Source organism: Vibrio sp. 2092, assembly GCF_033339635.1.
GTDB lineage: Bacteria > Pseudomonadota > Gammaproteobacteria > Enterobacterales > Vibrionaceae > Vibrio > Vibrio alginolyticus.
This window is the reverse complement of the sequence record NZ_JAWOUY010000011.1, coordinates 63,444-88,350: the sequence shown is the minus strand read 5'-3', so window position 1 is coordinate 88,350 and position 24,907 is coordinate 63,444. Positions and strand designations below refer to the sequence as shown.

Here is a 24,907-nt window from a genome sequence, read left to right as displayed (position 1 = left end):
AAATCATTGAGAATTGGGGCTTAATCTATTATCTTTCTTTTCTTCCCAACATGCTATTTATGAGACAGGAGAAAAGGGTTAGGAGTGTCATGAATACAGACCATTTAAGCAAATCCATAGCGCGAGAATAATTTTCCTTCGTCAAAGATATCGCTTCAGACTTCAATCTCTGAATACTTTCAACTTTGCCTTTATTAGCTTCAATCCAAGAATCATGCTTCTCCTGGTTTACATCATCAGTTCCATTTACCACTTCATATGGAATACTGAAATCATGAATTAAGATATCATAGATTATCCCTGTATTCTTAACAGCATTATCGATATCAAAATACATCGGATCTAGATAGATAGTCGCACCTAAAATAACTGGACGTTCTGAGATATCAATACTCCCTACAAGCTTTTTTCTCTTCTTGGATGAAACAATGTAGTCATAAATTCGAACACACCTTTCTCCAATAGACTTATCATTTAAAGACAATTCATGCTCGCATTCTTCAAAGCCCGTAACATAAACCTCAGTTACAAACCGATAGTCAACGTATTGCTGCTGCTTCATTGTGTGAATGATAAGTTGATATCCAGACATCGCAACTAAGACACTGATAAAAGATATAATGATAAATACTCTACTAGAAAGAAATTCAAACAAATTTCTAAGATATTGCATCTTCTATCTCCGATCTTTCTGAAACCAGATCGCTTTCTTTAACGATGTCAGTCTTAACCTGTTTTAGCCCCATCTTTTCTTTTAGTTCTGAGATAGATTCATACTTTGGAATTTCATCGAAAATTCTTTGCAGAATATAATAATATTCAACATTAAAATCCTTTTTCCCAGAAACTAAATCATTCAAAACACCCACAGAGTAAGATGAAAGCAATTCATTTATTCTTACATCACCAATTCTTTCGAATGATTCCTTAAGAGCCAACTCCATATGTTGGTTCATATACTCAATATCTTTAAGTCGCTCATCTGTTTTTATTTTACATTGCGTTATTGCTGCACATTTTGGTGATTTAAGAAATTCGTGATACGTGTTCAATGGAAAGCACACAACAATAAAAAACAAACCCTTTATTAGCTCAATCCACTCAACTTCAAAATTTATCATCGCAACCAAGGGCTTAAATGCAAACAAACCATCCACCACACAGGCAATAGCGTAGCAAGCAAGAATACATAGAGTCAAAGAGACTAGGTTATACTCACTTTCATGCATTCTTTGTATTTTTTTGAACTTCTCTATGTATTCATTCAATGAATACTCATTTTCTTCTTTAGTAAAAGTAGACATAAATCACCATCGGTTTTGCCAGCTAGCTGGCTTTTTATTAATAATTCAAATTTATGCCATTATCAGTTTTTAAACTTAAAAGTCAACGCTTTAAGTCACGGTGTTTGACATGAGCACTTATTCATATCATAATTCTTTTTTATAATTAATAAAAAAGGTCAATAAATGATTAGTCAGTTTCAAATCAGCAACAATGTGATCACTCTTTTTAATCGCAATATTATTTGCGACCTTGATGATGTGTTAGGCGATTTTGCTCCTGTGATCAATCACCATATGAACCAAGCCTCTGATATTCAGCTCTCTGTTTCAGATTATCTAGCTTACGATTATTACGAACGTCACAACCTTACCAAAAATGAGTTTGGTGAAATTATTCGTAAAGAGGAAGTTTTTCTCAAAATGCCTGTTAAAAAAGGCGCGGTTGAAGGCTTACAAATGCTTGTGGATAAAGGATTCACAATCCATATCGTTACTGCTCGTGGAGGCTTTAATTTTTCACACTCACAAACAAGGGAGTGGCTGGAAAAGAACAATGTTCCACATCATCACTTGCATATTGTAGATACTAGCATTACACCCAAATCAGAAGTGTATAACTCTATTGCTGGTGGTGCAGCTTGTTTAATTGATGACGCTCCATACAATATCATTGATGCTATGGATAGCACTCCTAGTTTGCTACCAATTATCATTGACCAACCTTGGAATAGAGCATTTAAAGGCATTGATAAGTGGAATTCTCACTATCATGGTCAGAGATTTAACACTGTTAAGGACTTTGCAGACCGTGTTGAGTACCAAGTAAGAGCAGCGGCTTAAGAGTCATCTTGCAATGCCGCAAAAACTCATAAAGGAGCATGAGAATGTCAGATCATAAATTAGTGTTAAGTGACGATCCAAAAAAGGCTTTAAAAGAAATAGCTTCCTACTTAAGGAGCGTTAATACAAGTCCTGATAGAGTGGTTACTGAAACTTATGATTGTGAATGCGAAGAACCGCAGCGATGTGATTGTGAAAAAGAGTCTGAGATCGTTGGATATTGGCAGACCCCTGAATATCTCGAAGGTTTAATGGAAATGGCTGATGAATGTGAAAGAATCTCATCACCAGCCTCAGAGGAATCGAAATAAGAGACTGTCTCCAATATTATTAATCGTCTCGCTCAAATTTTGAATGACCAGGGGCAGAGCAGTACAATCTGTCTCTGGACAATTTCCAACCATTATTTTTCGCAATTCTTGCGCATTCCGCATAGTTCTCACCAGTAAACTCACCAGTTTTGATCTCGTGACTATCCGTTGAAACCTTGCATTTTTCGCAATCACAAATCAAATCGAGTGTGTATCCGCCTGTAATCATAATTCCCCCATAATACATTCAGCTAATGATAAATTGTTGTTTCTAACTGCTTTGTAAGCAAGCTCAATTCCAATATTACGACCAGTAAGAAAAACACTGTTCTCAATCTTACCGTCAGCTTTTGCCCTAACACCTGAGTCATAATCACACTGGCAAAGCGATTCAATCTTATCACTCGCGCCATCCGATTGACTCAACCACTCAGCCATAGACTTTTCAGTTCCGAAGTATTCTAACAGTGACTCTTTATCGAATTCATGCAGAAACATAGGCGATGGTTTAAAATCTTTAACAAGCTCAGTAGCTAAATGTAATGACTCATTTAGAAGCTTAACGGTAAACTCCCAGAACCCTTGATTAATTCCCATGCGTCGAGCAGATTCAATATCAGAAACCTTAAGATCAGGAACACTGTTCTTTTGCGCCTTCTCGATTGCTAAGCTTGCTGTATATCCTGCAATTTCATTTAGGCTGATTCCTGCATTAATTTTGATAATCATAATAAACTCTCTTAAAAGCCCCTATTCAGGGGCAATCAACAATTAGCTTATGCGCATAGTCTTTCTTCGATCAATTCCGAAGATTTATTGATAGTTACAATTGCAGTAGCTACGTCTGTCCCTGAATCTTTGAATTCACCGCGATCAAGCATTTCGATATCTGCGCCGACTGCTTTTAACCATTCACGGAATTCAATTTGGATTTTTTGCTTTCCTGTTACCCAAGCTTGGCTCATCACAGCTACTAGACGACCACCATCAAGCAAGTGTTCATCGTACATCTTGCGAACGTGCTTAATGTCCTGGTTATTACAGAAAGGAGGGTTAGCACCAATTTTATTGAACATGCCAATTTGCTCGCGTGTAACGCTCATGAAATCGCCTTCGATTGGAGTATATCCCTGCTGTTTAAGACTGCTAATGTTCAGATCAAAGATTTCGCACACAACGCCATCACTTGAGATTTCACGCATTTTATTAGCAATTGCTGCACGTCCTGCGCTTGGCTCTAGCCATTTATCTTCTGGTTTTAGATCTAGCTTTTTAACAACCTTAGATGAAACATTGTCTGTAGATTCGAAGATCTGGTATAGCTTCTTGTCATTTACCGCTTTTCCTTCCTGTAATCGCGTCAGAACGCTTTCTGCGCTACCTTCGAATACAAAGGTGCCATCTTGATAAGTACCACCAGCCTTGTTCATTAGAGCGCGAATCTGAGGGTATCCTTTCAGTTCTGAGTCAGGAAGGTAAATTACATGACCTTCTGCTCTTAGCATTTTAAGTTCGGCTTCAACATCGCACTGGAAATCAACGTCGATAACAGGACTGATGTATTTTGACCACAAATCCACATTCTCATCTAGATCAGTCATAAGCTCAGACACTTTCCCATCAAGGAAATTCAAAGTTGACTGGGTAAGCATAAATGTAGCGTATTCACTTCCAGACTCTTCATGACAGATAATCAGCTTAGGCATTAAAAATGCGTCTTGAGAAGCTTTCTCGTAATCGTAAATCAGCTTTAATACAAATGTAGTGCTGTTAATAGTGAAGATAGATTGATCATTAAAGGCATTTTCAAACCATTCAGTTAATGAAACATAGACCTTGCCTTTAAACGAGTTTTTGTAGTGTTTAAAGTCAATAAGTAGCTCGTAAACGTAAACGTCATCAATTGGCGCTACGTGATATACATTAGCAAAAAAACCTTCTGGTCTGAATTTCTTAAATTTCATGGCGGTGTCCTTTAATTATTTAATTTATACTTATTATACATAAATTCGTTTGAAAGTAAACACCAATAAAAAAAAGAAAGTGAATTACACTTTCTTTTGATTTCTTCACAAAAACGGAAGGTTACTTAAGCAGCTTTGCTTGCTTTTCTAGCCTCAGCGAACACTTCATCAATAATGTCATCAAATGTGCCAGAAAGGTACTCTTGTCTAGACAGTAAAGGCTCGTAGTCTTTAGGGTCTCTACCTTCAGGGATTTCAAATGGATAACCATCAATAGCAAGCTCCATATCGAATCTCATCTTGCTGCCATGACAACTGATTTCATCAAATGTCATCGTTTCGTAGCGCTTTTCTAGTCGAGCTTGCAACTGCTCTCTAAACTGCTCTTTAACTTCTTCAAGGTCAGAGATTGACAGCACCTCACTTACATTCAAGAAGTATGTCATGAACCCGCCATCATCTTCGGTATAAGCGACCACTTTTTCAGTCGTTAGTTGAGAAAACTCTGACTTAATCGCTTCTGCATCACCTTCAGGCATCATGGAACAATATTCATCTTCTGAGAGGATTAGATGATTAGTGCTTACTTCTTCAGTAGCAATCAAGTACACCTCTCCACGCTTTAGGTTCTTGAAGTAATTCATGTAACGATCATTACTTCGAAGATACTCAATTAGCTTAGGCTTCACGTCATTGATAATGACCTTTGAAGGCTTGTTGCTTAGTGAAGGATTCTTTTTGACTTTAGCTTTGCGCTGCTTTCTTCGTTTATCCTTTTGGGATTGTCTTACTGACATCTATTACCTCCATCCAATTAGCGTTCAAGTCTTTGCGGCAAATCTTTGTTTAAAAGTATTCCTTCATAGTTAATCTCAGGAAGAATTCTAGAGCAAGCCTTTTGATATGGATTTTCGATCATCTCAGTTAAAAATTCTTTACTTACCTCAAAATCAAGAGCATTTCTCACAAAGAGAATGATATTAATAATATCACTGGTCAATAAGAAAGTTGTTTCCTCAACCTCAAAGTTACACTCATCATGGAAATATTCATCTTCATCTTCATCTTCACCTTCATCTTCGATAACTCTAGATGTCAAGATTATAATTTTTTTAAATTCCGATTCAATATCAGAGTTTACCAAATTTAAAATGGATGACCAGTCAAACTCACCAAATACATACAAAGCATCATCCTTTTGGAAAACACCCTCTCTAGAAAAGTTTTCAATAGCATACTTATGCAATTCATCTTTACTACTAAGGTAATTGTAAATAGCCTCAATTTGCAAAAAACTATATTCAGCTTTAAGCCTTGGAAAATGGGAACGGATAAAGCTATTAATAGAATATCTTCTATCGTAGTCATAATCATACGGCAACGCTTTTTCATCCTCACTTAATGTTACCGAAGTGACTTTTTTACTAGACTCTATAATTCCTGCATTAATGCATTTATCTATCGCAATTGAACAAAGCATTGTCCCATGAGAAACTTCACGCTTCTGCACTCCGATAATATCAGCGAAAATATCAAAAATATTGCTTTCTTCTGGATTTTGTAAGCATATATTTTCTTTATTTAAGGCATGATTTATATTCTCTAGATTTCGAATCAAAACCGCTTTATTTCTAGGAGCGTTAGAAGAATGATCTGATTCATAATTACTCATCGTCCTGATAGACTCGGGAAGATGGTTTACTATTTTTTTTGCAAGCTCTACATCTCTAGGCAATATAAATAATAATGCAGCGTATTTTAAATTCTCGCTCAGAGTAGTCAGTTCAGTTTCTGACATAGACTTAACTGAATTAAGATACATGTCATCTACCTCCCCCAAAGACCAGTATGAGTGAGATGATAGACATAGCCTTTCACTATTTTCTACTAACAGGCGGTGAAATTCATTTTTTAGGGCAATTTTACTCAAATAGTTAAAATCAGAGTCATTAACTTCATTTACTATAGAGTCAGGAGAATGAATTTTAATAATGTTCGGAAGTGTTTTCGAGCCATAATCCCACCAATCATCAGAATCTACAGGGATAAATTCATAGATTGGCTTTGATGGTATTGTAGACCGTGAAAGCCAGTAAGCTAGCGTTATCTCACTCACCGAAGAGAGACTTAATGTGGCAACCGATTCTTTAAGGTTTTTAAGGTCTTTCCATAGTTCTAGATATTGAGATTGTCTATTATTCAGGTAATTATCAATGATACGATCAACTGAAATCGATTGAATTTTATCTGAGTCAATATACTTAGCCACATATGTAAGAAATGCTTTTTCTTTCAACTCTTCAGGTAAAAGTTCTAACGCATTAACAACACTAAGTTCGTACTTTTCATTACCACTTCTATTTAGAAAGTTCAATTTATTTAAATTAAACGCATTTTTATTTAGAGATTCTAAAGCAGCGCAAGCAACAAAGGATTGACATTCTCTTAATGGTGGTGCTTTCTGCAAAGTCTCATCAAAATTATTCCATGAACAAATTACTATTCTAGCTTGATTTGGGGTAATTTTGCCGCTATTTACTTTTTCAGCGATAACTTTAAATAAATCGTAGTATTTTTCAAATCCCATTATTGAAGAAAATGGAGAAATATCATATATAGACAACTCACTCTCTAACAAAATATCGATATCTTCTGAAGTTAACGAGTAATTTAAATTCTCTATCGCTTCTCTATAAAAGAAATAACTGTACTTTTTGAATACTGGTGAGTTTTTGCAATCGAATGCATCAAGTAATATGTCTCTAGGCAGTTTATCGAATAGTCGAAGTCCAAACACATACTCAGCTACAGATAAACCATACATTTTATCTTTGCTACTCATACCTAAGCTAGCTTTCCAACTATGATCGTCAGGGTCTGAATTAAAGCTTATTTTAGAAAGGAGGTCTAGAATTGTTGAGTCTTCATTTAGGTTATCATCAAGTAAAAACAAACCTTCTTTGTCAATAGCGTTTCTTGTCAACATTCCAAGAGTAAATGCAGTATCTGATGTGATATTGGTATTATTGAAATTAATAAGTGTTTTTACTAATAGTTTATGAATATCAAATTCATTACCTAATCCGCGTAATTTATTAATAAATCTCCGCACTTCAGCATTGTTACCAAAACCTCTCAATACAGAGTCAAGATTACAGGTTTTCCCAAAATAGGACTCAAGCGCCTCTAGATCATTGAATTCCATATCTATGTCAAACGGATTGCTCTTATCAATAAGCATTTCCTTTATCCATGTACCTACACAACCTTCCATAACCCAAACCTTAAAATAGCAATAAATTTAAATACATATAAACCAAAAATGGCAAAAAGTACAGGAGTGCTTAAAAGGTTATCTTTTAGGTCGTCCATGTGTATCAATAAAAAATTGTTATCAAAGTTTTAAAGCCAGAGCGATAAACAGCATGTGAACAGGGTAGAACCAATACATCCACTTACCCATTTTGGGGGCTTTTATGTTAATCATCTTGAACTGTGTAGCCATAAAACACAGCACCAATGCAAATGCAGAGCTGATAATCAGAGGCGTAGTGAAAGAATTGAACAAGCCATAGAATCCAATGACTACCTTCATGTATTGCAGATTACACAGCACTGCCAAAACAATACCAATTAACAAGAACATTGTTTTTTTCAGCTTCGATTCTGTCTGCATCATCAGAAACATGGATGGGACAATCATAATCCCCAATATGCCGTATTCGAATCCATCCTGGTATACCGCTAGGCAGAGAAGAAATGCTGGTAGTACAACACCTCTTAAATACAGCTTGTTTTCAGAGGCATATAAAATTGTCACTACCAATCCCGCAAAAAGAGTAAACATGATATTCATTAATTCGATATCACTATTAATCCTCAATAGCATCTCATGTGGTATCTCTGAAATAACCGCGAAAATCGCTAGATTAATTGCGTATTTATCAATAATGTCATCTCGACCACTCTTGTAAGCGTTTGATAGATTGAAAGCGACAACAAAAGCAAAAATCGGAAATGCTAATCTACCGATAGTAACCAAGACATTGCGATATTCTGGAAAGAAAAATCTTGAATGATCTATCACCATAGCTAAAACCGCAATGAGCTTTAGCATGTCAACCGCGCCATTTCTTATTGTGGTACTCATAGGAACAATCCTGTCATGTTATAGGCGATATAGTCCGCTAAGTTGAAACAAATAGCGATAAAGAAACAAATTGCTACGGTTCCGATCACTAGGGTGGAGTAATCTTTGAAATCTGAAATAGGATTGATAAATACCGCACCAATAGCGCACGAACAAAGTATGAACAACACCCAAAACCCAATACCCATAATCAAACACTCCTGAATAGATATTCGGATATAAAAGGGGCTGAATACCAAAACAAACACATTAAAGTGACCCACTTACAAAGAGTGAAGTACGCTTTTGTCTCCCTGATTGGACAAACAAAAATCGCTCCTGCTAATAGTAAGCCCACCCACATTACAAGCATGTTTCCAATACTCATTAAACCAACCCCATTAAATTATCTTAACTCAGGTTGTTTGTAGGTTGTCCATCTTGGAAAGTAGTGTCGAACAATGTTCCCAGAGTTTGCACATTGACAATGACGAGACATTGTTTTCAAAGCCGACGATAGAAAACTACCTGCCGCGATAGCTGCCTTTTCTTTACCTTCTTCAGTGCCAATTGTGGTGTCAACACTTTTCATTTTTTCAATTACTGTAGGTAGCTGGTGGCGCATTTTTTCAATTTCAGAATGCAGAACTCGAAGTGCATCCATATCATTCTGAAAATGCTTAGAATTGAATCGCTTTGGCGCATACTCATAATAGCGACCTTCTTTGGCAAACATATTATGAAAAACTGAATTTGCGCCAGCATTTGAAAAAAACATACTCAGGTAAGAGTAAAAATCATCGCGAGCAGCCATTCGCCAAAATCGCTGATTATCTTTTACGGTAGACGATGCCAAACGAGTAATGGATAAAGTGGTAATCATCATATAGCTTTCATTTTTCATTAATTTTTTAGTGTCAATTATTATACACATTAAATAATTCAAGTAAAGAAAAACCCCAGCCATAAGACTGGGGTTTCCATTCTCTTCGTAACATGCCAAGGTGCAGCTTGGCAAAAAAGGATCTACACATCCTACCCAAAAGAGAAATTCTAAATAATAGTGAGCATTCTAGAATGGTTGGCAGGCTTCGATATTCCAACGGGCTTAGTATTCTGTACCTTAGCATTCCTACGAACAGCCTCGATCACTTGAGCCAACTTTCCTATTGCAAATTCCTTATGAGTATCGCGTCTCTCGCGCCAGAATACGCACTATTATTCAAACTGCTTACGGCAGTGAATCGCCAATGAATAGCATTCCCAACGTCTTAGTTCACCGATTTGGATTTCTCGGTTAATACCCAATCTAGATTCACCAATCAATTATGCCTGCCTTTTGGCACCTTCATGTCACACTAGAATTATTCAATACTTTCAACAATGTCTGATCAAGGTGCATTAGGCTATCACCTGTATCAATACGCTTGTTTACGGTATAGTGGCATATGCTATGCTCTCAGACTTCTTTAACGCTTTACGCATTTTGAGAATGGTTTGCACAGGTTGTCAGGACTGCTATTTTGGTTAAGCCATCAAAGGCGACTCAAACCACTCTCAAAATACGTTATCCGCGAAAACAGAATTAATTATACGAATAAAAAATAGAGCGTCAACAAAAATATTAACGCTCTTTGCTATTATTTAACCCAAACAGAATCAACCCAATAGATACCTGTTTCAAGAAGCTTCAGATGACCTGTACCAGAAAAATACAGATACTTGTGTTGAGCATAGCCAGGATTGGCTATTGTCTTACTTCCGACAGTCGTGTGACTTGTACCACCGTACCACTGGTTTGTTGTAGATACCCTCACGCCATCAATCCATGAAGGTAGAGTTTTTTGAATGTACCCATACGGAGAACCACCATAGAAGAATTGCATGTAATAATCTGAACGCGCATATTGCGAGGTGTTGATAGTAGTCAATGAATAACTGTAACCTGCATTTTTCAGCGTTTGAATCGAGTTAATAGCCCTATGGTTGTAAGCTGATGGAGTAGTACCTCCTGTTGCAACAAGTTTGGTTCCAAATGCATCATATAGAGTCCATCCACCACCACTCATATCGCAATAAGCACTTCTAGATGGCAGTGGACCACTACCATCAGGATCGACTGTGTACTCTTGGTTTCCTACACTATCTCCACGATTAAGTATATCGATACACATGTTTCTGGCTACCATTGTACCGACCTGATCTCTACGCTCAGTCTTTTGAATCGTATCTGTGTCCAGTTCTTCTTTATCAAGAACCCTCTGTCCTGAAAGAGAATTCACCTTGTATTGTGAAACTGTTCTTTCTGCATCGTATGAACAAGTTTGCTCTTGTTCGAATTCCGTGCCAATTTCGACCCTATCAGCTTCTGGCGACCAATCAGTACAGTTGTATGGATCACTGAAGTTCCTCCACTCTGAATATTCAGGTGGTTCATACGTCCACGTACCAAGAGTCACTTCATGAGGGATTCTGATTATGTACGCGTCTTCAGCAACTGAATTGAAGGCAAATAAGCCAAGTAAAATAGTAAGTTTTGAAATTTTCATGGTTAATATCCTGCATAAATGCAGCACGGAACATTCTTATCTAGCGATGGTTCGCAGTAAGGTATTCCTATTGCTGGGTCTATAACAGATTCCTTTATTGAGACCCCATTTGGAGTGAACTCATATCCAGCGGCTTTATTGGTTTCAATACAAACAGACTCTTTCTGAGTTTGACTGCCTTGTATCGTAGTACCTATCATTCCAGGATATTCTTTCCACCCTTCAGGGATTGATTTAAGTAGCTTTTCATCAACCAAGTGTTGCAATCTGAAGCTAGAATCAACCATGTTACCTTTGGACTCGTAACTGGTTATAGCCCCAAGAACCTGAGAAGACTCATTAGCATATTTTGCAGACTCGCTTTTTATCTTATTATTCGTAAACGCTTCGGAAACATAGATGGTTCCCGCAGCAGAAGCAACAGATATCAGAACTATTGCAATTATCTGAATTATCAATGTTGGCATAATTTTTAAAACCTATATTTTTTATTAGTATTATTATTTTTGTGATCATTGTATCACTTTTATATTTATTTGACTTGATTTTAATTAATAAAACAAAAAGCCCCGAGCTAGGTCGGGGCTTTTTTATGTAACAATATCTATTTATGCAGCGTTTTTACTGCGTGTTTTTAGTGATTGAGCTTTTTGATGCAATTGACTCTCAAGTTTTTGATTACTGTTACTCACTGAAAATACGCGAAGAGATAGCGAGCTTAAAGCGCTTGCGATTTCAGGGCTAACCTTGACCTTCACCTTTCCTTCAACAACATCAAGACCTTCAGGAATGTGCTTAGCAACTTCAGAGATTAAACCGCTCATGTCGTCTACTGTGGTCTCATTTAATTTATGAGTACTACTCAATGCTGAGCTGCGAGTACGACTAACTTTCACGCCTTTCTTTCGTTCTTTTTCGCGCTCAGCTTTCACTTTCATATCTTCAACAGCGATAGCCATTGCAATATCAGCGCCGTGCTTACGGATCATATTGTGCGCTTTAGTTGCTGAGTACTTACCTGTTTTGATCCATGCCTGTAGAAGGGCAGGGGCTTTAAGTAATTGCAGGTAGTTCGATACCTGTGCTGGTGTCACGCTAAGTTGCTCTGCAACCTCAACTTGGTTTAGCCCGTATGAGATGAGGCGATTATAAGCATGAGCCATTTCAATTTGGTTTAGTTTGCGACCCTGAGACGATTGAATCATTCGGACAAACTGAGAAACCTCATCACCTTCCATCAACAAGACTTTAATTTTCTCGCACGGATATCCAAGCTCAATTGCTTTGTTGATCGCTACTGTACGATGATGACCTTCAATAACTTTGTATTTAAGCTCATTTCCCACCATAAACTCTACCACTTCGATAGGAGGGACGAACAAGCCATTTTTGTATGATTCAACGAAGCCATTAATATGGTCTTCACAAAGTTCTCTGATGTTGTAACCTTTTTCGATCCATAACTGACCAGGCGCAATAGAGATCGCTCCTTTCGATTTCAGACCTTCGACTACATCTGAGTTAGTTACAACTTTAAGTAGCTTATTCTTTTTGTTCTTTGCGTTTGTAGTTGCCATGTGAATACCTTAGTTCTTAACTCTGTTTGTCTTAAATATACATCAATTAGCTTGCGAGTCAATACTTATTTGGTGTTTTTTTATTTAACCCCCAAAAAGTCATTTCTAAATCTTAGTCATATATTATTAAAAGATATCGACTTTTAGGTTGTTGATCGCTCTAGGCTCGCATAAAATACGCATTATTAACCAAGCAGGATTTATTTATGAATCAAACTGAAACCAAACCTCTGACAACCATTTCTGAGCTAAGGAGAGTTCTTTCATCTCACCTTTTCTTTTTCATTGTCTCACTGGTTCTATCCATCTACATCCTAAAGTCAGAATCATCATTAATTGCTTATTGGTTCAAAGTGGCGCTTTCGCCAATTAACGTTTTTTTTCATGAAGGCTCACATGCAATCGCTGCATTTTTAACGGGGTTAGAAATTAAAGAATTTAATGTAACTTGGTACAGCGGTCATGTAGTAAACACCTACAACTTGGATGGGAGCGATGACTGTTCTCGGATAATTACAACATTTTCTGGCTACCTTGGCACAACATTTTTTGGTGGTTTATTCTTTCTTTTCTCATTTAAGAAAAGAAAGATATTCATTTTATTTCTGATTTTTATCGCCTTCATGCTCACCACTTTATACGATAAAATAGAAACCGTTCAAACAATGAGTTACGTCATAATTTTCCTTGCTGTTTTCCTTCTGCCATTTAAAAAGTCAGAAAAATCGGCAAGTGCAGAAAATGTAGGCAAATTAGGGGTGTCAGAAATTGCAGATATTTTATTATCTTACCTAATGAGATTCATCAGCGTATTCCTAATGACGGATAGTCTGGTTTCACCTCTTAATGAGTTATCAAATGGACGCGGTCTCGACTCCAACAATTTAGTTAAATTACTCGGAGGGCAGCAGACCTATTACGTTTATGCTTGGATGTTTGCAAGCCTTATGATTATGTTCCTGATCTGCTATGTCCTTTATCGAAAGGAATCTGTAAAAAACAAGTAACTCAACGAGATATCTTTGAGTTCAAGCCAACAAAAAAGCGATGCTGTTTGCATCGCTTTTTTTATCACTAAATGATGCTATTCGCCTTCAGCATCACTGGATTTATTCTTCTTGGATTCGATTGCCAGATTTTTCAGCAACTCATCAACTTTAGCATTATGCTCATTCAACTCAGAGATTTCAGAAGAAAGAGAGAGAAGAACCTTAGCTGTTTCAGAGTTGAGTTTGATAGTCACTTCTTCATTTTTCTCAAGCTCATCAACCTGAATCTGTCCAGCAAGAGAAGAAACAATGTCAGACATTGAACTTACCTTTTTTGCTTTCAGCTTTAACTTTTTCGTTTTCGGTGTGGCATCAGATTTACTAATCTCTACCCCGTTAGCTTTAGCTTCTTTCTGAACTTCTTTAGCACGATGTTCTTCTTTTGCCGCTTCCAGCGCCATGTCTGCACCAAAGTCACGGATAAGACCTACTGCATTGCTAGCCGCAATAGTACCTGACTTAATCATTTCCTTCAGTTCTTCAGGTGCTTTTAGCAGGAGAAGATAATTGGATACTTGAGCAGAGGTTGTCATTAGCTCTTCAGCGACCTGAGTTTGAGTCAGACCCAACCCCATCATTCGCTTGTAAGCTGCTGCCAGTTCAAGCGCGGTCAACTTACGACCTTCAGCCGATTTAATCATTCGAGCAATGTGGTCTACCTCATTACCCTGAACTTCAATGACCGATACATTTTTGATATCAATACCGCGTTCAATTGCACGGAAGACAGCAAGAGTTCGGTGATGACCTTCAATAATCTTCAGGCGCAACTCATCATTGACCGTTACGGGTACAACCTCAATGGCTGGAACGTACTTACCATTAGAGTATGACGCTACGAAGTTCTCAACATGCTCATCGCAAATATCGCGGACGTTGAATCCTTGCTCGATCCAAAGCAATTTTGGGTCAGCGTTGTAAGCATTTACGCGTTTAACTGCTACTTCTTTATCACCGCTAAGCCCACGAAGAGACTTATTGGATGAGATTGCGATCTCGGATGTCATGGTCATACCTCATAAAGATTATTTAATTAATTGATTGGTTTGTGTGTTTAATAATACATCAATTAAGCCGCCAGTCAAATAAATTAGCTAATAAATAACCACTTTTAGCTCACACATTAAACGGATTTAAGTGATAAGCCTATAAAGTAAGCCCTTGAGATATTGTTGACGCCTATCTGCTTGCGTTTAAATCACGAAAGTGTCATTATCATGGCTCAATTAATTAAAGAAATAAAAAGGCATTCAAATGACAAACCCAATTGACGAACCACAAAACCCACTTAGTATCAGTGAAATTCGCAAGCTGAAATTTATTGAAGGTCTTCCTTTTGCGAGAGAAAATCAGAAGGGAACTGGTCTTCAGGACATGTGGCTACTTGTTTTCCCATCAATTGAAGCTGAAAAGAATCACTACCTGGCTCTGAACCAAATTGCGGACAAGACATTTGAAGAAACAAATGAACTAACGCAAAACACATACACCAATGCTGTAGCTGAGCATGGTGCGGAAATGGTAAAAAATGAAGCACTAAAATACGTCCAGCTAATCTTAAATCAAGAGCTATTTGAAAATCTAACAGAAGTTCAAGCGTTTGAAGCGATTTGGTTCATCAAGCATTTCTTCGACTTTGAGAACGCTGGTCAAGAAAATAATTTCGTAGAAATTTTCCCAGAATCAAAAGTGATTTTTGTAGATGTACAATTCCAACAAATCCCAATGTCTGAAGCTGCGGAACAAGCGGAAGAGTAAGAATTGACTATTGCCAGAATTTTTCTGGCTAAAACAAAACCCGCATCGATTGCGGGTTTTTATTTGTCTTTAAAATATAGAATTGGCTCGGTAGACACATTAAGTATCAATCTACTCTTGGGCTTTGATTAGAAGGTCAAGAACAGGCGACATTTTAATGCTATCAATCGGAACATTCTCTACATCCCAACTCACAACAAGCCTCTGCCTGTCCGAATATGAACCATCAACCTCAATTACAATATAAAACACACCACCATCTTCTTGCTTGAAACGCTTAAGGTCTTTCCATGCAAGCAGTGATTCAACAGCGATTGAATCCCCCAAAATCTCGCAAGTGCCATACATGCATGGTGTATCCATTCTGGGTTTTGCATATGTGACATTGCAAAATTTAATGCCAAGAGAGGATATAAGCTTATTCATACCGCTAGTTAAGAAAGCGCGGTCTGGAATACTTCTAATGTCAGCTTTAAACAACGCCCCATCTATCCTCTCACTAACTAAAAAGCCGTTATCTTCTTGCAACTGTTCTCGTAACATGCCTTTCCCTTTACAAATGAGGCTGTAATTCTATCAGACTGATTTACATCAAGCCTGATACCAGTGTTTTAACATCATCAAGATAAGGCTGTTCTTCGTTAATTTCAATGATATTAACCCCTTTCATTAAGATTAATGCAGGGTGGTGAGTAACAAGAACCACTTGAGAATGCTTGGCGATTTTCTTAATCATCTTCTGCAATTGGATCATCGCTTTCGCGTCAAGGGCTTGCTCTGGCTCGTCAAAGAAAACAAGGCTAGCTTCTTTTGAGAGCTTTTCCGCTTCTTTAAGCATGGCATTGGTGTTCATGCCCGAACTCATCTCTTTACGATCCATCCAATACACCGTTTTATGCATAAAGTTCTGGTCGAACGGGGTAATTTGGTTAAGGTTCAGTGATGGGATGTTATCCTCAGACATAAAGAAATATACCATTTCTTTATCGTCACTCTTGGTGCTACTAATACAGATTCCATTTGGTTTCGATTTACCGAAAAGGTATTCACGCACAGATTTAAGTAACGTGCTTTTACCCGCCCCATTGTGACCAATAACCACATTAACGCCTGGCTTGAACTGAAACTCAATTTGTTTGGTTTCTTTTGGCTTGCTGAATCGATCCCAATGAATGTGTGAGCTATCAAAAGCAATCGTATTTAAAATAATCATATACTTCTATGCCTCTTCCTCGTCTTTGAACGGATCAAGGTCAAATGGCTGAGCTTCTACAATACTGATATCGTTTACTAACTTGGCATCGTATGAAATCTCAAAACTACCAGTACATAAATTATCTTCGTAGATTTCACCTTTAATATCACTAAAACTGCCTGATTCCGACTGAACCGTTCTGTTTACTCCGCAATGAGGACACTTAAGGATAAACTCTCCATCTTCTTTGAAAAGCACCGTTACGGGGAGGATCTCGTTACTATCAGTTTTTTCAAAATGCATTTTCTTTTCCCAATCTTAATTTAATTGTCATAATTATACCCACATAACACTAAAAGTAAATTTTTTATTGCTGTTCAGAAATGTGCATTATCACATATAAAAAAGCCCCTGAGATCAGGGGCTATAAAGAGTCAGTTAGCTTATATCTGAGGTTAACTACTAGAAACGCCACCACCATTTTTTCTGATTTCGCTCCATGTTGACATGGCAAATCGGTCAAACGGCATTGTTTGCAATAGAACTACACCAGTACCACTCAATTTTACAAGGGACAAACCTTCACCACTGAACAGCATTGATTTCAGACTACCGTTTTGAACAACCTCATACTCAATATCATCCTCAACATAAGCCAGCAAAGATGAGTTATCGACGAAGATTGTTTCATTATTTAGTTGTCGCATGAAAACTCCGCCACCAGCATTCAAGCAAACGTTGCCATCACCTTCAATGCGTTGTAGGAAGAACGACTCACCAAACAAACCTCTAATGCTAATATCTGACTTCAGACCTATTTTTGTCCCTAGAGCACCGCATAAAAAGCTATTCTTATTACAAATCAAAGAACCATTAAAGGCACCCATATCTATCACAGCCATTGATCCAGGAACCGTAGCCGAGAAGTATACATCGCGTCTCTTGTCAGACACATTTTTGAAATGTGTCATAAACAATGTTTCGCCTGATAGCATTCTTGCTGCGCCATTGAACAGTGAACGGAATATTCCTGTGTTTGGTTCTGAACCATCACCCATAACAGTTTTGTACTCAATTCCCTCATCATGAGCCATCAAAGCACCAGCTTCAGCGATAACAACCTCACCTGGATCTAGCGTTACTTTACAATGAGACATTACCTCACCAAAGGTTTCTATCTCAATCTCATGACAGACTTTCTTATTCATACCATTAATCTCATTAAGTTTATTTATGATTTTTTGGCATTATACATTATTTAAACGATTAAAAAAGAGGGGTTATTAAATAGGTTTTTTATTAATTAAAAATCAAACAATTTTAGCAATCGCTGTTTTTATCAAACACACAATCTCTTGCCTCATGCATTAAAGAGAAGTACTGCCGATTCTGTGCTTGACTGCCAATGCTAGAAGGCTTGTAAACTTTATTTATATTTATCATAAACATCTCTAATGCTGAGTGAAAAACAACATCTTTGACCAGATCAATAGAGTCGTCCTCGCAGATAAACTTACTTTCATTTTTATTAACGATGTATGGATTTGTACCAAGCATTAACCCCTGCATAAGAGTGACATTGTGATATTCAAAGAGGGATTCAATAGTTGAAAACTGCGTTTCAATCTTCTTATCTTTGAGAAGAGTGTTGTACACCTTATGCGCAAAATCCACATGCTCAAGAGCAATTGAGACGTAATTAAATAAATTATTCTCATCAATTACAGTGTCGTCATGTACTTCTTCGTGGTAAGTTCGATCAGAATACGAAATACTCTCAAGATACTCCTTCAGATTGACATTAAAGTGCTTATCAATCCATTTGGTTACAGGAGTTTCGTTTTTAAGATAGATTCCAGTATCTCGACAATAAATTGATCTGATAGGTAGGGAAAACGGAATGTAGTGGTCGTGTATCGAATTCGATTTATCCAAATATACTTTATTTGTGGCATCATATCTTGAATCCAATTTAAAACGCATGTGACGAAACAGCTCAGGTTTCAAGTACTTTGCAAATTTTTGAGGAAACAGAAGAAAAACATAGACTTCGGCTCTATCCTCCAAATTCAAATCAGATATAAATCCAGACATATAAGAAAACATACCGTTAGCCCTTATTGTTAGTATTCGCCAGTTTTAAGGCGTGAATCACAATATTTTCTTTGTATTTGTACTCTTTCATCGGCAACGCATACGCAACCTTAAGCGCTCTAACCTTCATCGGATCATCATGAGTCGCTTCTGCTACTTCAAGTAACTTTTTGCGGCTCAATGGCTGCATAACCAGCTTATGAAGGTGATTAATCGCATTCACATGTTCTTTAAAATTATCTTTGTAATTTTGAAGGCTACTCTTCACATAGCGAATTGCTTGAACCAAAGCGACGATTAGCGCTACTTGTACACCCACCGCTAGTGGATTAGTTACCTCTGTAAAGTGCTTTGTTGACACTAACACAGAGAAAATGTGCGCAAATGTAACAAAAAATCCAGCAGGCAGAAAAACCAGAGCTAGTGCAATTGCCACATTCCGCTGATGCACAGCCTCGTTTCTTTCTTTACTTCTAAGGATAATGTCCTGATCAAACCCTTTAAACTTAGAAAGCTCATCCATCAAATCAATATTCATACATTACTCCAAAATAAACTCTTTCAGGAAACCGTGTGTTTTATCGTCATTCTCAAGATCACCGTGATACTCTTCCAGCTTCCTGATTGAAAGTTTGAATTCACCGCTTAACATTTTAATTTCTTTGTCTGTATTGGAGGCAATGTAATCAATGATTGCCTTACGGGAGTCTGAGACGCAATGGAAATGAGATACAAGGATAGGGCATTGAATACTCTTACCATCCTCTTTTACAACCATGTACAGCACGTATTGTGGTTTTTCAATCCCTTCAAGAATAGCTGTTACTGCTGTAGCCAATTCGAACGCCAGCTTATCCGCCGTATAGCGGGTTTTTACCTTAAATGTTTTTGCCTTTAGTGATTTCTCGACACCACAACCGTCAAGAATGACATTAAATCCATCTCCTGACTTTTTCGCGCTGTAGAACACTTCTGATTCGGTATCAATACCATTAGAATCTGTGTAGAATGCTTTGCATGATTTCATTAGTAGCCCCTTATTTTTGTTTTTATTATACATCTGTAAGCCTACTAATCAACTTTTTATAGCTTAAATTATTTTTTATTGGTATAGTCATCAAAACCAATAAATTAATGAATTATGAATATGATAGCTGTTTTAGACGTACACTATTCAGATAACGGTTCCGCTCGCGCTGCTGCTGTTATACTTGAAGATCTTAATGATATTGAACCAAAAGAAGTGCTTTACTCTGAAGTTGATTCTGTAGCCGACTATGAACCTGGCTCATTCTACGAACGTGAACTTCCTGTGCTTTTTAAGTTGTTCAGAGAGCATAATATTCACCCTGATACCATCGTTATTGATGGGTTGGTGCATCTTCCTGATCGATCAGATGCTCTTGGTATGCACTTGTACAACAATTTGAAGTCCATTTACCCGACTGAAAAGTACAAACACCTTAAAATCCTTGGGATTGCAAAGAATGGCTTTCACGGTTTCGATTCATATTACAAGGCGTACAGACATAGCATCAAACCACTTATTGTGACGACAACTGATTTCGATATTGGGATCTCAGAAGCTGTGTCACTGGTTAAAAGCCTGCCTGGTAAATATCGACTACCTGAAATAGTGAAATTAGCCGATCATGCCTGCCGAGGAATGCTGTAATTTTCAATTGACCTTATTCCCAATATTGATATAATTGAGACAATAATTATTAATCAGTTGGGGAGTCTCGATGTTTGCAGCTCAAACTGTATGTGAAACTGGATACAATGCATCGCCAAGTGTCGCTGGTTTAGATTACGACAGCGATATTTTATCTGAGTCTGAAGGTGAGAACGGCGAGTTTTTAAGTCTTGTTGACTTTTTGATGAGCGAGAATGAGTTAAATCCTCATTTCAACGCTCTTTTATTTAGCGCGGTTATGTCTCTTTTACCATCTGGCTCTCGCTTAAGCCTGCCTGAAGAGTGCTACAATACCTTCGCAAAATATTTTGTTGATTTTAAAGAGTTTTTGCAAAGCAAGTTTCCTTTTACTTCTATTATTTTATCAGAAGAACTTGGCTCTAGCCGCGTTGCAAAGCACTTAGAACCAGAAGTTTTTCAGTCTGTTACAACCTTTTAGGTATAGGATATTATGGGAAAAATCTTACCAAGAATTATCAAGAGCACTGCAAGTCAAACATTTATCAGTGAACTGGTTGGTGTTCGAGTTGGCTATGACCAATCAGATTACCCTTGGGCTAAAAAGATGCTTGGTAAATTCCCTCTACCTCAATGGCAACGAGATAGCGTTTGGACTGATAAGCAAAAGGTTTCATTGATTGAGTCAGCTTATTATGGCTTTGACCTTGGTGCTATTGTCATCAATACATATGACCATGACAAGAAGGGTAATCTAATCCCATTCTCCGACTGTCTGATTGATGGTCAGCAGCGTATTGGTGCGATGCTTGATTACATTAACTCAAAGTTTAAAGTTAATGGCTACTATTTCAATGAGCTTAGTAGACAAGAACAAGGCTCTTTCATGATGCGAGATATTGGGTTACACAAGATTAGTTGTTTTGAAGAAGAAAAACTTAAGATGCTTTATAACCACCTTAACTTCTCAGGCACAAATCACAAAGAATCTGAAAGAGCATAGCATTTAAGATTTACGCCAAATTATCATAACGCGAATTGCATCAAGCTTTTCGCGTTTTTGTTTTATACTTATATTGAATCTTTATGTTTTTTATGTATAATTAAAAACATATCTTGATTCAAGGGCGTTACCATGAAAATTTTACCACCTAAGAACAATGTTCCTGCTTATTCATTTAATCCTGAAACGTACAGAATTCTTAATGAAAGCAATAGCTCCTGTAACTATGATGCTATCAGTGACAATATCAGCATTCTAAAAACCGACCTTTTTTGGAATATGTATGGAATGGCAAGAGCAGTATTTGATCAGCATGTAATGCCAATTTGCCTTAAGTATGATTGCGCTTTCATTTCAGATCGAAGTGGTTTCAGCTTTATTCCTAAGGGCAAGAACAGCCTTCCTGAGGCCGAAGTCGATGATGTATCGAAGATGCTATCCGTATCTACGGGACTAGATGTTCTGACCAAGATTGGTAACATGATGCCTTCATTCGATCCTAAAGCGTCAGGATTTAAGATTTGCGGACATCCTTTCTATCACTACCTTATGGCAGTAGAAAACGGAACTATCCCAGAGCTAGCATCAGAGATGAACAAGCGCGGCTTTCATAAAGTAGAAAAATTCAAGGCTGAAGATGATTGCAACAAATATTACTTTCATCACAGTCCTGCCGCAGTCGGACATCTTAGCCCATTTGAATGCATCTTCAGCTCAACAATTGGTCTTTAAGGGGGGATTGTGACAGATTCAGTCTTGACCCCTGAACAAGAGGATAAGGTCGTTCATGAGATTTCCATGTCGGAAATCAAAGTACAATTGGCTTCCTCTTCTCTTGAGTCTCTAGCTGCGAAGAAAAGAACGGCTCGAAGAAATAATGGCTCTCAAAAAGAAATGGATGAGATTTCTTTTGAACGGGCATATCAGGACTCTCTTAGACAATGTCATGTACAGCATGGAGCCAATCTAGAAGAGATTCTGGACTTTGGTAAAGATTCGATTATCAAATTGATTCAAGAGTACTCTGAACGTCTTTCTGATGCGGATAAACTTCTTAAGAAAGAGACATCCTGGGAAAAAGACCGCAAGAGGTACGCAGCTCAAGTTACATTCTATTCATCTGCTATCGAGCAGTTAAATAAACTATTAAATAGTTGGTAATTAAGATGGCAGTAAACTACGGCATTACATATTGTAAAAAGGTTCTAAAAGACCTCAGAGACCTTGAAGACAAGATGTTTGAGGAAAAAGGTCATGGCTTTGTTCAATTCGGTGAGCAGCACAATACTGAGCTTAAGTACAAACGCCTACTGAAGCAGTTTGAACGCGAGCGAGAGCTAGATCTTAAACCTACTTACGACCCAGAGATTCATGGTTCAGAACATCAATAGGAGAGAACATGGGTGAAGCTAAACACATTTCTGATGAGATGTTTTATTCAAAAGCAGACGCGATGAATAGTCGCAATGAAGAGAGTGTTGTGACAAGCAAGATCTTCTCTCTTAACGGCTTTCTGGTTGAAATTAACGGCTTAGTAGCCGTTGTTAATGAAGAGTATGATGGAGTAAGGCGATTGCCGACTTTCATTCAAACTCTAGAAGCAGCTAAATCTTACATTAAGCAGTTAGATAAAGCGCATCAAGAAGGATTTGAGGATGGTCAGGAAGCTATCCGCAAGTCATTCAAGAAGCTTTTAAATTTGTAATGGATCACTCTAAAATGCCGAATAGCCGATATTCGGCATTTTTGTGTTAGTATTCAACCATCTTTTTTAATCGGTGTTTTTATGTATAAATACGGTGAAATCCCTCAAAAGAAGGCGGATCAGAAAAACTGCATGGTTAGAGGCGATGCTGGTGTTTATGAGGTAGTTTCTGTGCTTGAACAGGAAGCTATAATCGTTCGAGCTGGCTATCAAGAGACACACAACGTCTCTAAACTGAAATTCATCAGTAAAGAGCAGTTTGATAGACACATGCAGCTAACCAACCCCATGAAAACACATCCTTGCAAGCTTATTGAAACACTCTCACTGGATACTATTGGGGTGAAGCTGGACGTTGTGTCAGCGTCAGTTGGACGCGATGCTTTGGGGGAAATTGTAATAAATGACCTCATGTATGTGTTCGTATCTCCTGATTCTACAAATTCACTTCCTAGATTTAGCAAGTCTCTGATCAATAAGACGTTCGAACCTAAGATTGACTGGTTTGAAAGAATTAAGTCCGCCGACAGCATCGACACGTTAGTCAGAACTTTGATAGAGGCGGATAATGGCGTTGAGGTAGGCAAAGAATACCTGCTTGAAGAGCCGCTTAAGTCACTTGAGCCTCAACGAGTTCTCATCAGCAAAATCGACGGGACAACGCTTTACTACAAAAAGATGACTAAGTCAGGCAAGCCTGGCAAGCAAGAGTTCTGCTTTTTTCCCGATTACAGATACAGGATTGTAAGAGAACATTGATAAGCAGTGTGAACCATTTGGGTTTAACAAAGAAATAGCAGAGTAGCCAGGGTGCTACTCTTCTTTTTTTAAACGAAACAGGGCAAGTTCTGAGGGGCGACCCATAGAATCATGAGCACTAAGGTATCCGCTTAAGAAAAACTTGTCTGAGCGGCGTACAGCGCTCATAACAGCCTTATTTCGGTCTAATGGATGCTCTATCTTTCCACCATATCTCGCATAAGCCTCACCAAGAATATCTAGCTCACCAATATCAACTGAGTCAGCATTATGCTCTCTCATGACATCAATGAGATGATCGATAATTTTCTTCACATCAACCTCTACACAATCACTTAATCATCCCATCCAGTGGAATGTTCATTTGAGTATTCTAAAGCATTTATTGATTTTTATTCCATAAACTCTTTACAGCAAATAAAAAATAGGCTCCCACTTGGGGAGCCTAAAGATTATCTATCGGGGAATAGATCATATGCGGAAACAAGTGTTCTTTCGAACGGGCAACGCAGTACAAGGTTTGATAACAATTACTACTTTGTTTACATCTCTCAGATGCCGAAAGACGTAAACAAAATCATCTAAGAGATTTGACGCATCCTTGCGTCTTTGCACCATTCTCTTAATTTGGTGTTGGTATCTCTTAGTCTCTGATGAGAACACCGCCAAGCGTCCAGAAACCACCTTTAAAGGCGAGCGTATTGCTTAAGAGATACCAAAACTTTTTATAGCAGCCTGGCTTAAAAGGTTGGGTGCCTTTCGACACCCATCAGGAGCCACACCACCATAGTGTTCTTGTGCAACCCCGAAGGGCAGGTGGCTTTCGCCACCTAAACGCACCATGATTGTTGCTGGCTGTCTGGTTCAAAGAGCTGGGAGCCTTCCGACTCCCTAAGGAACCACACCACCATAGTGTTCTTGTGCAACCCCGAAGGGCAGGTGGCTTTCGCCACCTATACGCACCATGATTGTTGCTGGCTGTCTGGTTCAAAGAGCTGGGAGCCTTCCGACTCCCTAAGGAACCACACCACCAT

33 protein-coding genes are annotated in these 24,907 nt (G+C 38.0%); 12 read left to right on the top strand and 21 right to left on the bottom strand.

All coding sequences use genetic code 11. The annotated features are described in order from the left end of the window. Positions 1-28 precede the first annotated feature (28 nt). Positions 29-673: a hypothetical protein gene (locus tag R7P80_RS18320; protein WP_045592003.1), complete on the bottom strand. Its 645-nt coding sequence runs from the start codon at positions 671-673 to the stop codon at positions 29-31. After that, positions 660-1,304 carry a hypothetical protein gene (locus R7P80_RS18315; RefSeq protein ID WP_187027053.1) on the bottom strand — a complete coding sequence of 215 codons (645 nt, stop codon included), beginning with the start codon at positions 1,302-1,304 and terminating at the stop codon, positions 660-662. Before R7P80_RS18315 ends, R7P80_RS18320 begins: the two co-directional genes overlap by 14 nt. A gap of 165 nt (positions 1,305-1,469) precedes the next feature. Between R7P80_RS18315 and R7P80_RS18310 the strand changes: the two genes are divergently transcribed. Continuing rightward, entirely contained in the window at positions 1,470-2,126 is a 657-nt protein-coding gene (locus R7P80_RS18310) for a 5' nucleotidase, NT5C type (RefSeq protein WP_318096747.1), read from the top strand. A gap of 44 nt (positions 2,127-2,170) precedes the next feature. Continuing rightward, complete coding sequence (locus R7P80_RS18305) at positions 2,171-2,437, top strand: hypothetical protein (protein WP_038128770.1); 267 nt, start codon at positions 2,171-2,173, stop codon at positions 2,435-2,437. A gap of 225 nt (positions 2,438-2,662) precedes the next feature. Here R7P80_RS18305 and R7P80_RS18300 read toward each other — a convergent pair whose 3' ends face one another. The 10 genes from R7P80_RS18300 to R7P80_RS18255 form a co-directional block, all read right to left on the bottom strand. Then, positions 2,663-3,166, bottom strand: a complete 504-nt coding sequence (locus R7P80_RS18300; RefSeq protein ID WP_318096746.1) for a hypothetical protein — start codon at positions 3,164-3,166, stop codon at positions 2,663-2,665. A gap of 47 nt (positions 3,167-3,213) precedes the next feature. Further along, complete coding sequence (locus R7P80_RS18295) at positions 3,214-4,401, bottom strand: SAM-dependent methyltransferase (protein ID WP_020330911.1); 1,188 nt, start codon at positions 4,399-4,401, stop codon at positions 3,214-3,216. Positions 4,402-4,526: 125 nt separating this feature from the next. Beyond that, positions 4,527-5,198: a hypothetical protein gene (locus R7P80_RS18290; protein ID WP_045592012.1), complete on the bottom strand. Its 672-nt coding sequence runs from the start codon at positions 5,196-5,198 to the stop codon at positions 4,527-4,529. Positions 5,199-5,215: 17 nt separating this feature from the next. Then, complete coding sequence (locus R7P80_RS18285) at positions 5,216-7,675, bottom strand: hypothetical protein (protein ID WP_318096745.1); 2,460 nt, start codon at positions 7,673-7,675, stop codon at positions 5,216-5,218. A gap of 120 nt (positions 7,676-7,795) precedes the next feature. Beyond that, a complete protein-coding gene (locus R7P80_RS18280) occupies positions 7,796-8,551 on the bottom strand; it encodes a TraX family protein (protein ID WP_053318894.1) in 756 nt (251 codons plus the stop codon). Continuing rightward, the gene (locus R7P80_RS18275) at positions 8,548-8,739 is read right to left on the bottom strand and encodes a hypothetical protein (RefSeq protein WP_318096744.1); all 192 of its coding nucleotides are present in this window, start codon (positions 8,737-8,739) and stop codon (positions 8,548-8,550) included. The genes R7P80_RS18280 and R7P80_RS18275 overlap by 4 nt, the downstream gene beginning before the upstream one ends. A 197-nt stretch (positions 8,740-8,936) precedes the next feature. Then, on the bottom strand, positions 8,937-9,497 hold the full coding sequence (locus tag R7P80_RS18270; protein ID WP_318096743.1) for a hypothetical protein: 561 nt from the start codon (positions 9,495-9,497) through the stop codon (positions 8,937-8,939). Between the two features lie 673 nt (positions 9,498-10,170). Then, positions 10,171-11,079 (bottom strand): fibrinogen-like YCDxxxxGGGW domain-containing protein, encoded by a 909-nt coding sequence (locus tag R7P80_RS18265; protein WP_318096742.1) that lies wholly within the window; start codon positions 11,077-11,079, stop codon positions 10,171-10,173. Positions 11,080-11,081: 2 nt separating this feature from the next. Next, positions 11,082-11,546, bottom strand: coding sequence for a hypothetical protein (locus R7P80_RS18260; RefSeq protein WP_038128754.1), 465 nt, complete (start codon positions 11,544-11,546; stop codon positions 11,082-11,084). Positions 11,547-11,687: 141 nt separating this feature from the next. Then, positions 11,688-12,656, bottom strand: coding sequence for a ParB/RepB/Spo0J family partition protein (locus R7P80_RS18255; RefSeq protein WP_318096741.1), 969 nt, complete (start codon positions 12,654-12,656; stop codon positions 11,688-11,690). A gap of 206 nt (positions 12,657-12,862) precedes the next feature. Here R7P80_RS18255 and R7P80_RS18250 point away from each other — a divergent pair, with 206 nt between their 5' ends. Next, positions 12,863-13,663 carry a M50 family metallopeptidase gene (locus R7P80_RS18250; protein WP_318096740.1) on the top strand — a complete coding sequence of 267 codons (801 nt, stop codon included), beginning with the start codon at positions 12,863-12,865 and terminating at the stop codon, positions 13,661-13,663. A gap of 77 nt (positions 13,664-13,740) precedes the next feature. On the opposite strand, the gene R7P80_RS18245 is transcribed toward R7P80_RS18250, so the two are convergent. Next, on the bottom strand, positions 13,741-14,712 hold the full coding sequence (locus R7P80_RS18245) for a ParB/RepB/Spo0J family partition protein (RefSeq protein ID WP_045592019.1): 972 nt from the start codon (positions 14,710-14,712) through the stop codon (positions 13,741-13,743). A 247-nt stretch (positions 14,713-14,959) separates the two neighbouring features. Between R7P80_RS18245 and R7P80_RS18240 the strand changes: the two genes are divergently transcribed. Beyond that, positions 14,960-15,463: a hypothetical protein gene (locus tag R7P80_RS18240; protein ID WP_318096739.1), complete on the top strand. Its 504-nt coding sequence runs from the start codon at positions 14,960-14,962 to the stop codon at positions 15,461-15,463. Positions 15,464-15,574: 111 nt separating this feature from the next. Here the strand turns inward: R7P80_RS18240 and R7P80_RS18235 are convergent, their stop codons facing one another. From R7P80_RS18235 to R7P80_RS18205, 7 genes are all read right to left on the bottom strand, one after another. Continuing rightward, positions 15,575-16,006 (bottom strand): hypothetical protein, encoded by a 432-nt coding sequence (locus tag R7P80_RS18235; RefSeq protein ID WP_318096738.1) that lies wholly within the window; start codon positions 16,004-16,006, stop codon positions 15,575-15,577. A gap of 43 nt (positions 16,007-16,049) precedes the next feature. Continuing rightward, positions 16,050-16,676, bottom strand: coding sequence for an ABC transporter ATP-binding protein (locus tag R7P80_RS18230; protein ID WP_045592022.1), 627 nt, complete (start codon positions 16,674-16,676; stop codon positions 16,050-16,052). Between the two features lie 6 nt (positions 16,677-16,682). Continuing rightward, positions 16,683-16,961, bottom strand: a complete 279-nt coding sequence (locus R7P80_RS18225; RefSeq protein ID WP_229624068.1) for a hypothetical protein — start codon at positions 16,959-16,961, stop codon at positions 16,683-16,685. A 152-nt stretch (positions 16,962-17,113) separates the two neighbouring features. Beyond that, the gene (locus R7P80_RS18220) at positions 17,114-17,866 is read right to left on the bottom strand and encodes an AIM24 family protein (protein ID WP_048516341.1); all 753 of its coding nucleotides are present in this window, start codon (positions 17,864-17,866) and stop codon (positions 17,114-17,116) included. Positions 17,867-17,978: 112 nt separating this feature from the next. After that, positions 17,979-18,764 carry a hypothetical protein gene (locus R7P80_RS18215; RefSeq protein ID WP_318096737.1) on the bottom strand — a complete coding sequence of 262 codons (786 nt, stop codon included), beginning with the start codon at positions 18,762-18,764 and terminating at the stop codon, positions 17,979-17,981. A gap of 4 nt (positions 18,765-18,768) precedes the next feature. After that, positions 18,769-19,290 carry a hypothetical protein gene (locus R7P80_RS18210; RefSeq protein ID WP_116921049.1) on the bottom strand — a complete coding sequence of 174 codons (522 nt, stop codon included), beginning with the start codon at positions 19,288-19,290 and terminating at the stop codon, positions 18,769-18,771. A gap of 3 nt (positions 19,291-19,293) precedes the next feature. Further along, entirely contained in the window at positions 19,294-19,779 is a 486-nt protein-coding gene (locus tag R7P80_RS18205) for a hypothetical protein (protein WP_229624060.1), read from the bottom strand. Between the two features lie 120 nt (positions 19,780-19,899). Here R7P80_RS18205 and R7P80_RS18200 point away from each other — a divergent pair, with 120 nt between their 5' ends. From R7P80_RS18200 to R7P80_RS18165, 8 genes are all read left to right on the top strand, one after another. Beyond that, on the top strand, positions 19,900-20,427 hold the full coding sequence (locus R7P80_RS18200) for an endonuclease V (protein ID WP_318096736.1): 528 nt from the start codon (positions 19,900-19,902) through the stop codon (positions 20,425-20,427). A gap of 70 nt (positions 20,428-20,497) precedes the next feature. After that, positions 20,498-20,887 carry a hypothetical protein gene (locus tag R7P80_RS18195; protein WP_318096735.1) on the top strand — a complete coding sequence of 130 codons (390 nt, stop codon included), beginning with the start codon at positions 20,498-20,500 and terminating at the stop codon, positions 20,885-20,887. Between the two features lie 12 nt (positions 20,888-20,899). Beyond that, complete coding sequence (locus tag R7P80_RS18190; protein ID WP_038128739.1) at positions 20,900-21,409, top strand: DUF262 domain-containing protein; 510 nt, start codon at positions 20,900-20,902, stop codon at positions 21,407-21,409. Positions 21,410-21,541: 132 nt separating this feature from the next. Then, positions 21,542-22,141, top strand: coding sequence for a hypothetical protein (locus R7P80_RS18185; RefSeq protein ID WP_318096734.1), 600 nt, complete (start codon positions 21,542-21,544; stop codon positions 22,139-22,141). A gap of 9 nt (positions 22,142-22,150) precedes the next feature. Continuing rightward, positions 22,151-22,570 carry a hypothetical protein gene (locus tag R7P80_RS18180; protein ID WP_045592040.1) on the top strand — a complete coding sequence of 140 codons (420 nt, stop codon included), beginning with the start codon at positions 22,151-22,153 and terminating at the stop codon, positions 22,568-22,570. Between the two features lie 5 nt (positions 22,571-22,575). Further along, positions 22,576-22,800, top strand: a complete 225-nt coding sequence (locus tag R7P80_RS18175; RefSeq protein ID WP_229624053.1) for a hypothetical protein — start codon at positions 22,576-22,578, stop codon at positions 22,798-22,800. 8 nt (positions 22,801-22,808) lie between these two features. Continuing rightward, positions 22,809-23,114: a hypothetical protein gene (locus tag R7P80_RS18170; protein WP_045592044.1), complete on the top strand. Its 306-nt coding sequence runs from the start codon at positions 22,809-22,811 to the stop codon at positions 23,112-23,114. A gap of 81 nt (positions 23,115-23,195) precedes the next feature. Then, positions 23,196-23,873, top strand: coding sequence for a hypothetical protein (locus R7P80_RS18165; protein ID WP_318096733.1), 678 nt, complete (start codon positions 23,196-23,198; stop codon positions 23,871-23,873). Positions 23,874-23,927: 54 nt separating this feature from the next. Here R7P80_RS18165 and R7P80_RS18160 read toward each other — a convergent pair whose 3' ends face one another. After that, complete coding sequence (locus R7P80_RS18160) at positions 23,928-24,188, bottom strand: hypothetical protein (RefSeq protein ID WP_038128698.1); 261 nt, start codon at positions 24,186-24,188, stop codon at positions 23,928-23,930. Between the last annotated feature and the right edge of the window lie 719 nt (positions 24,189-24,907).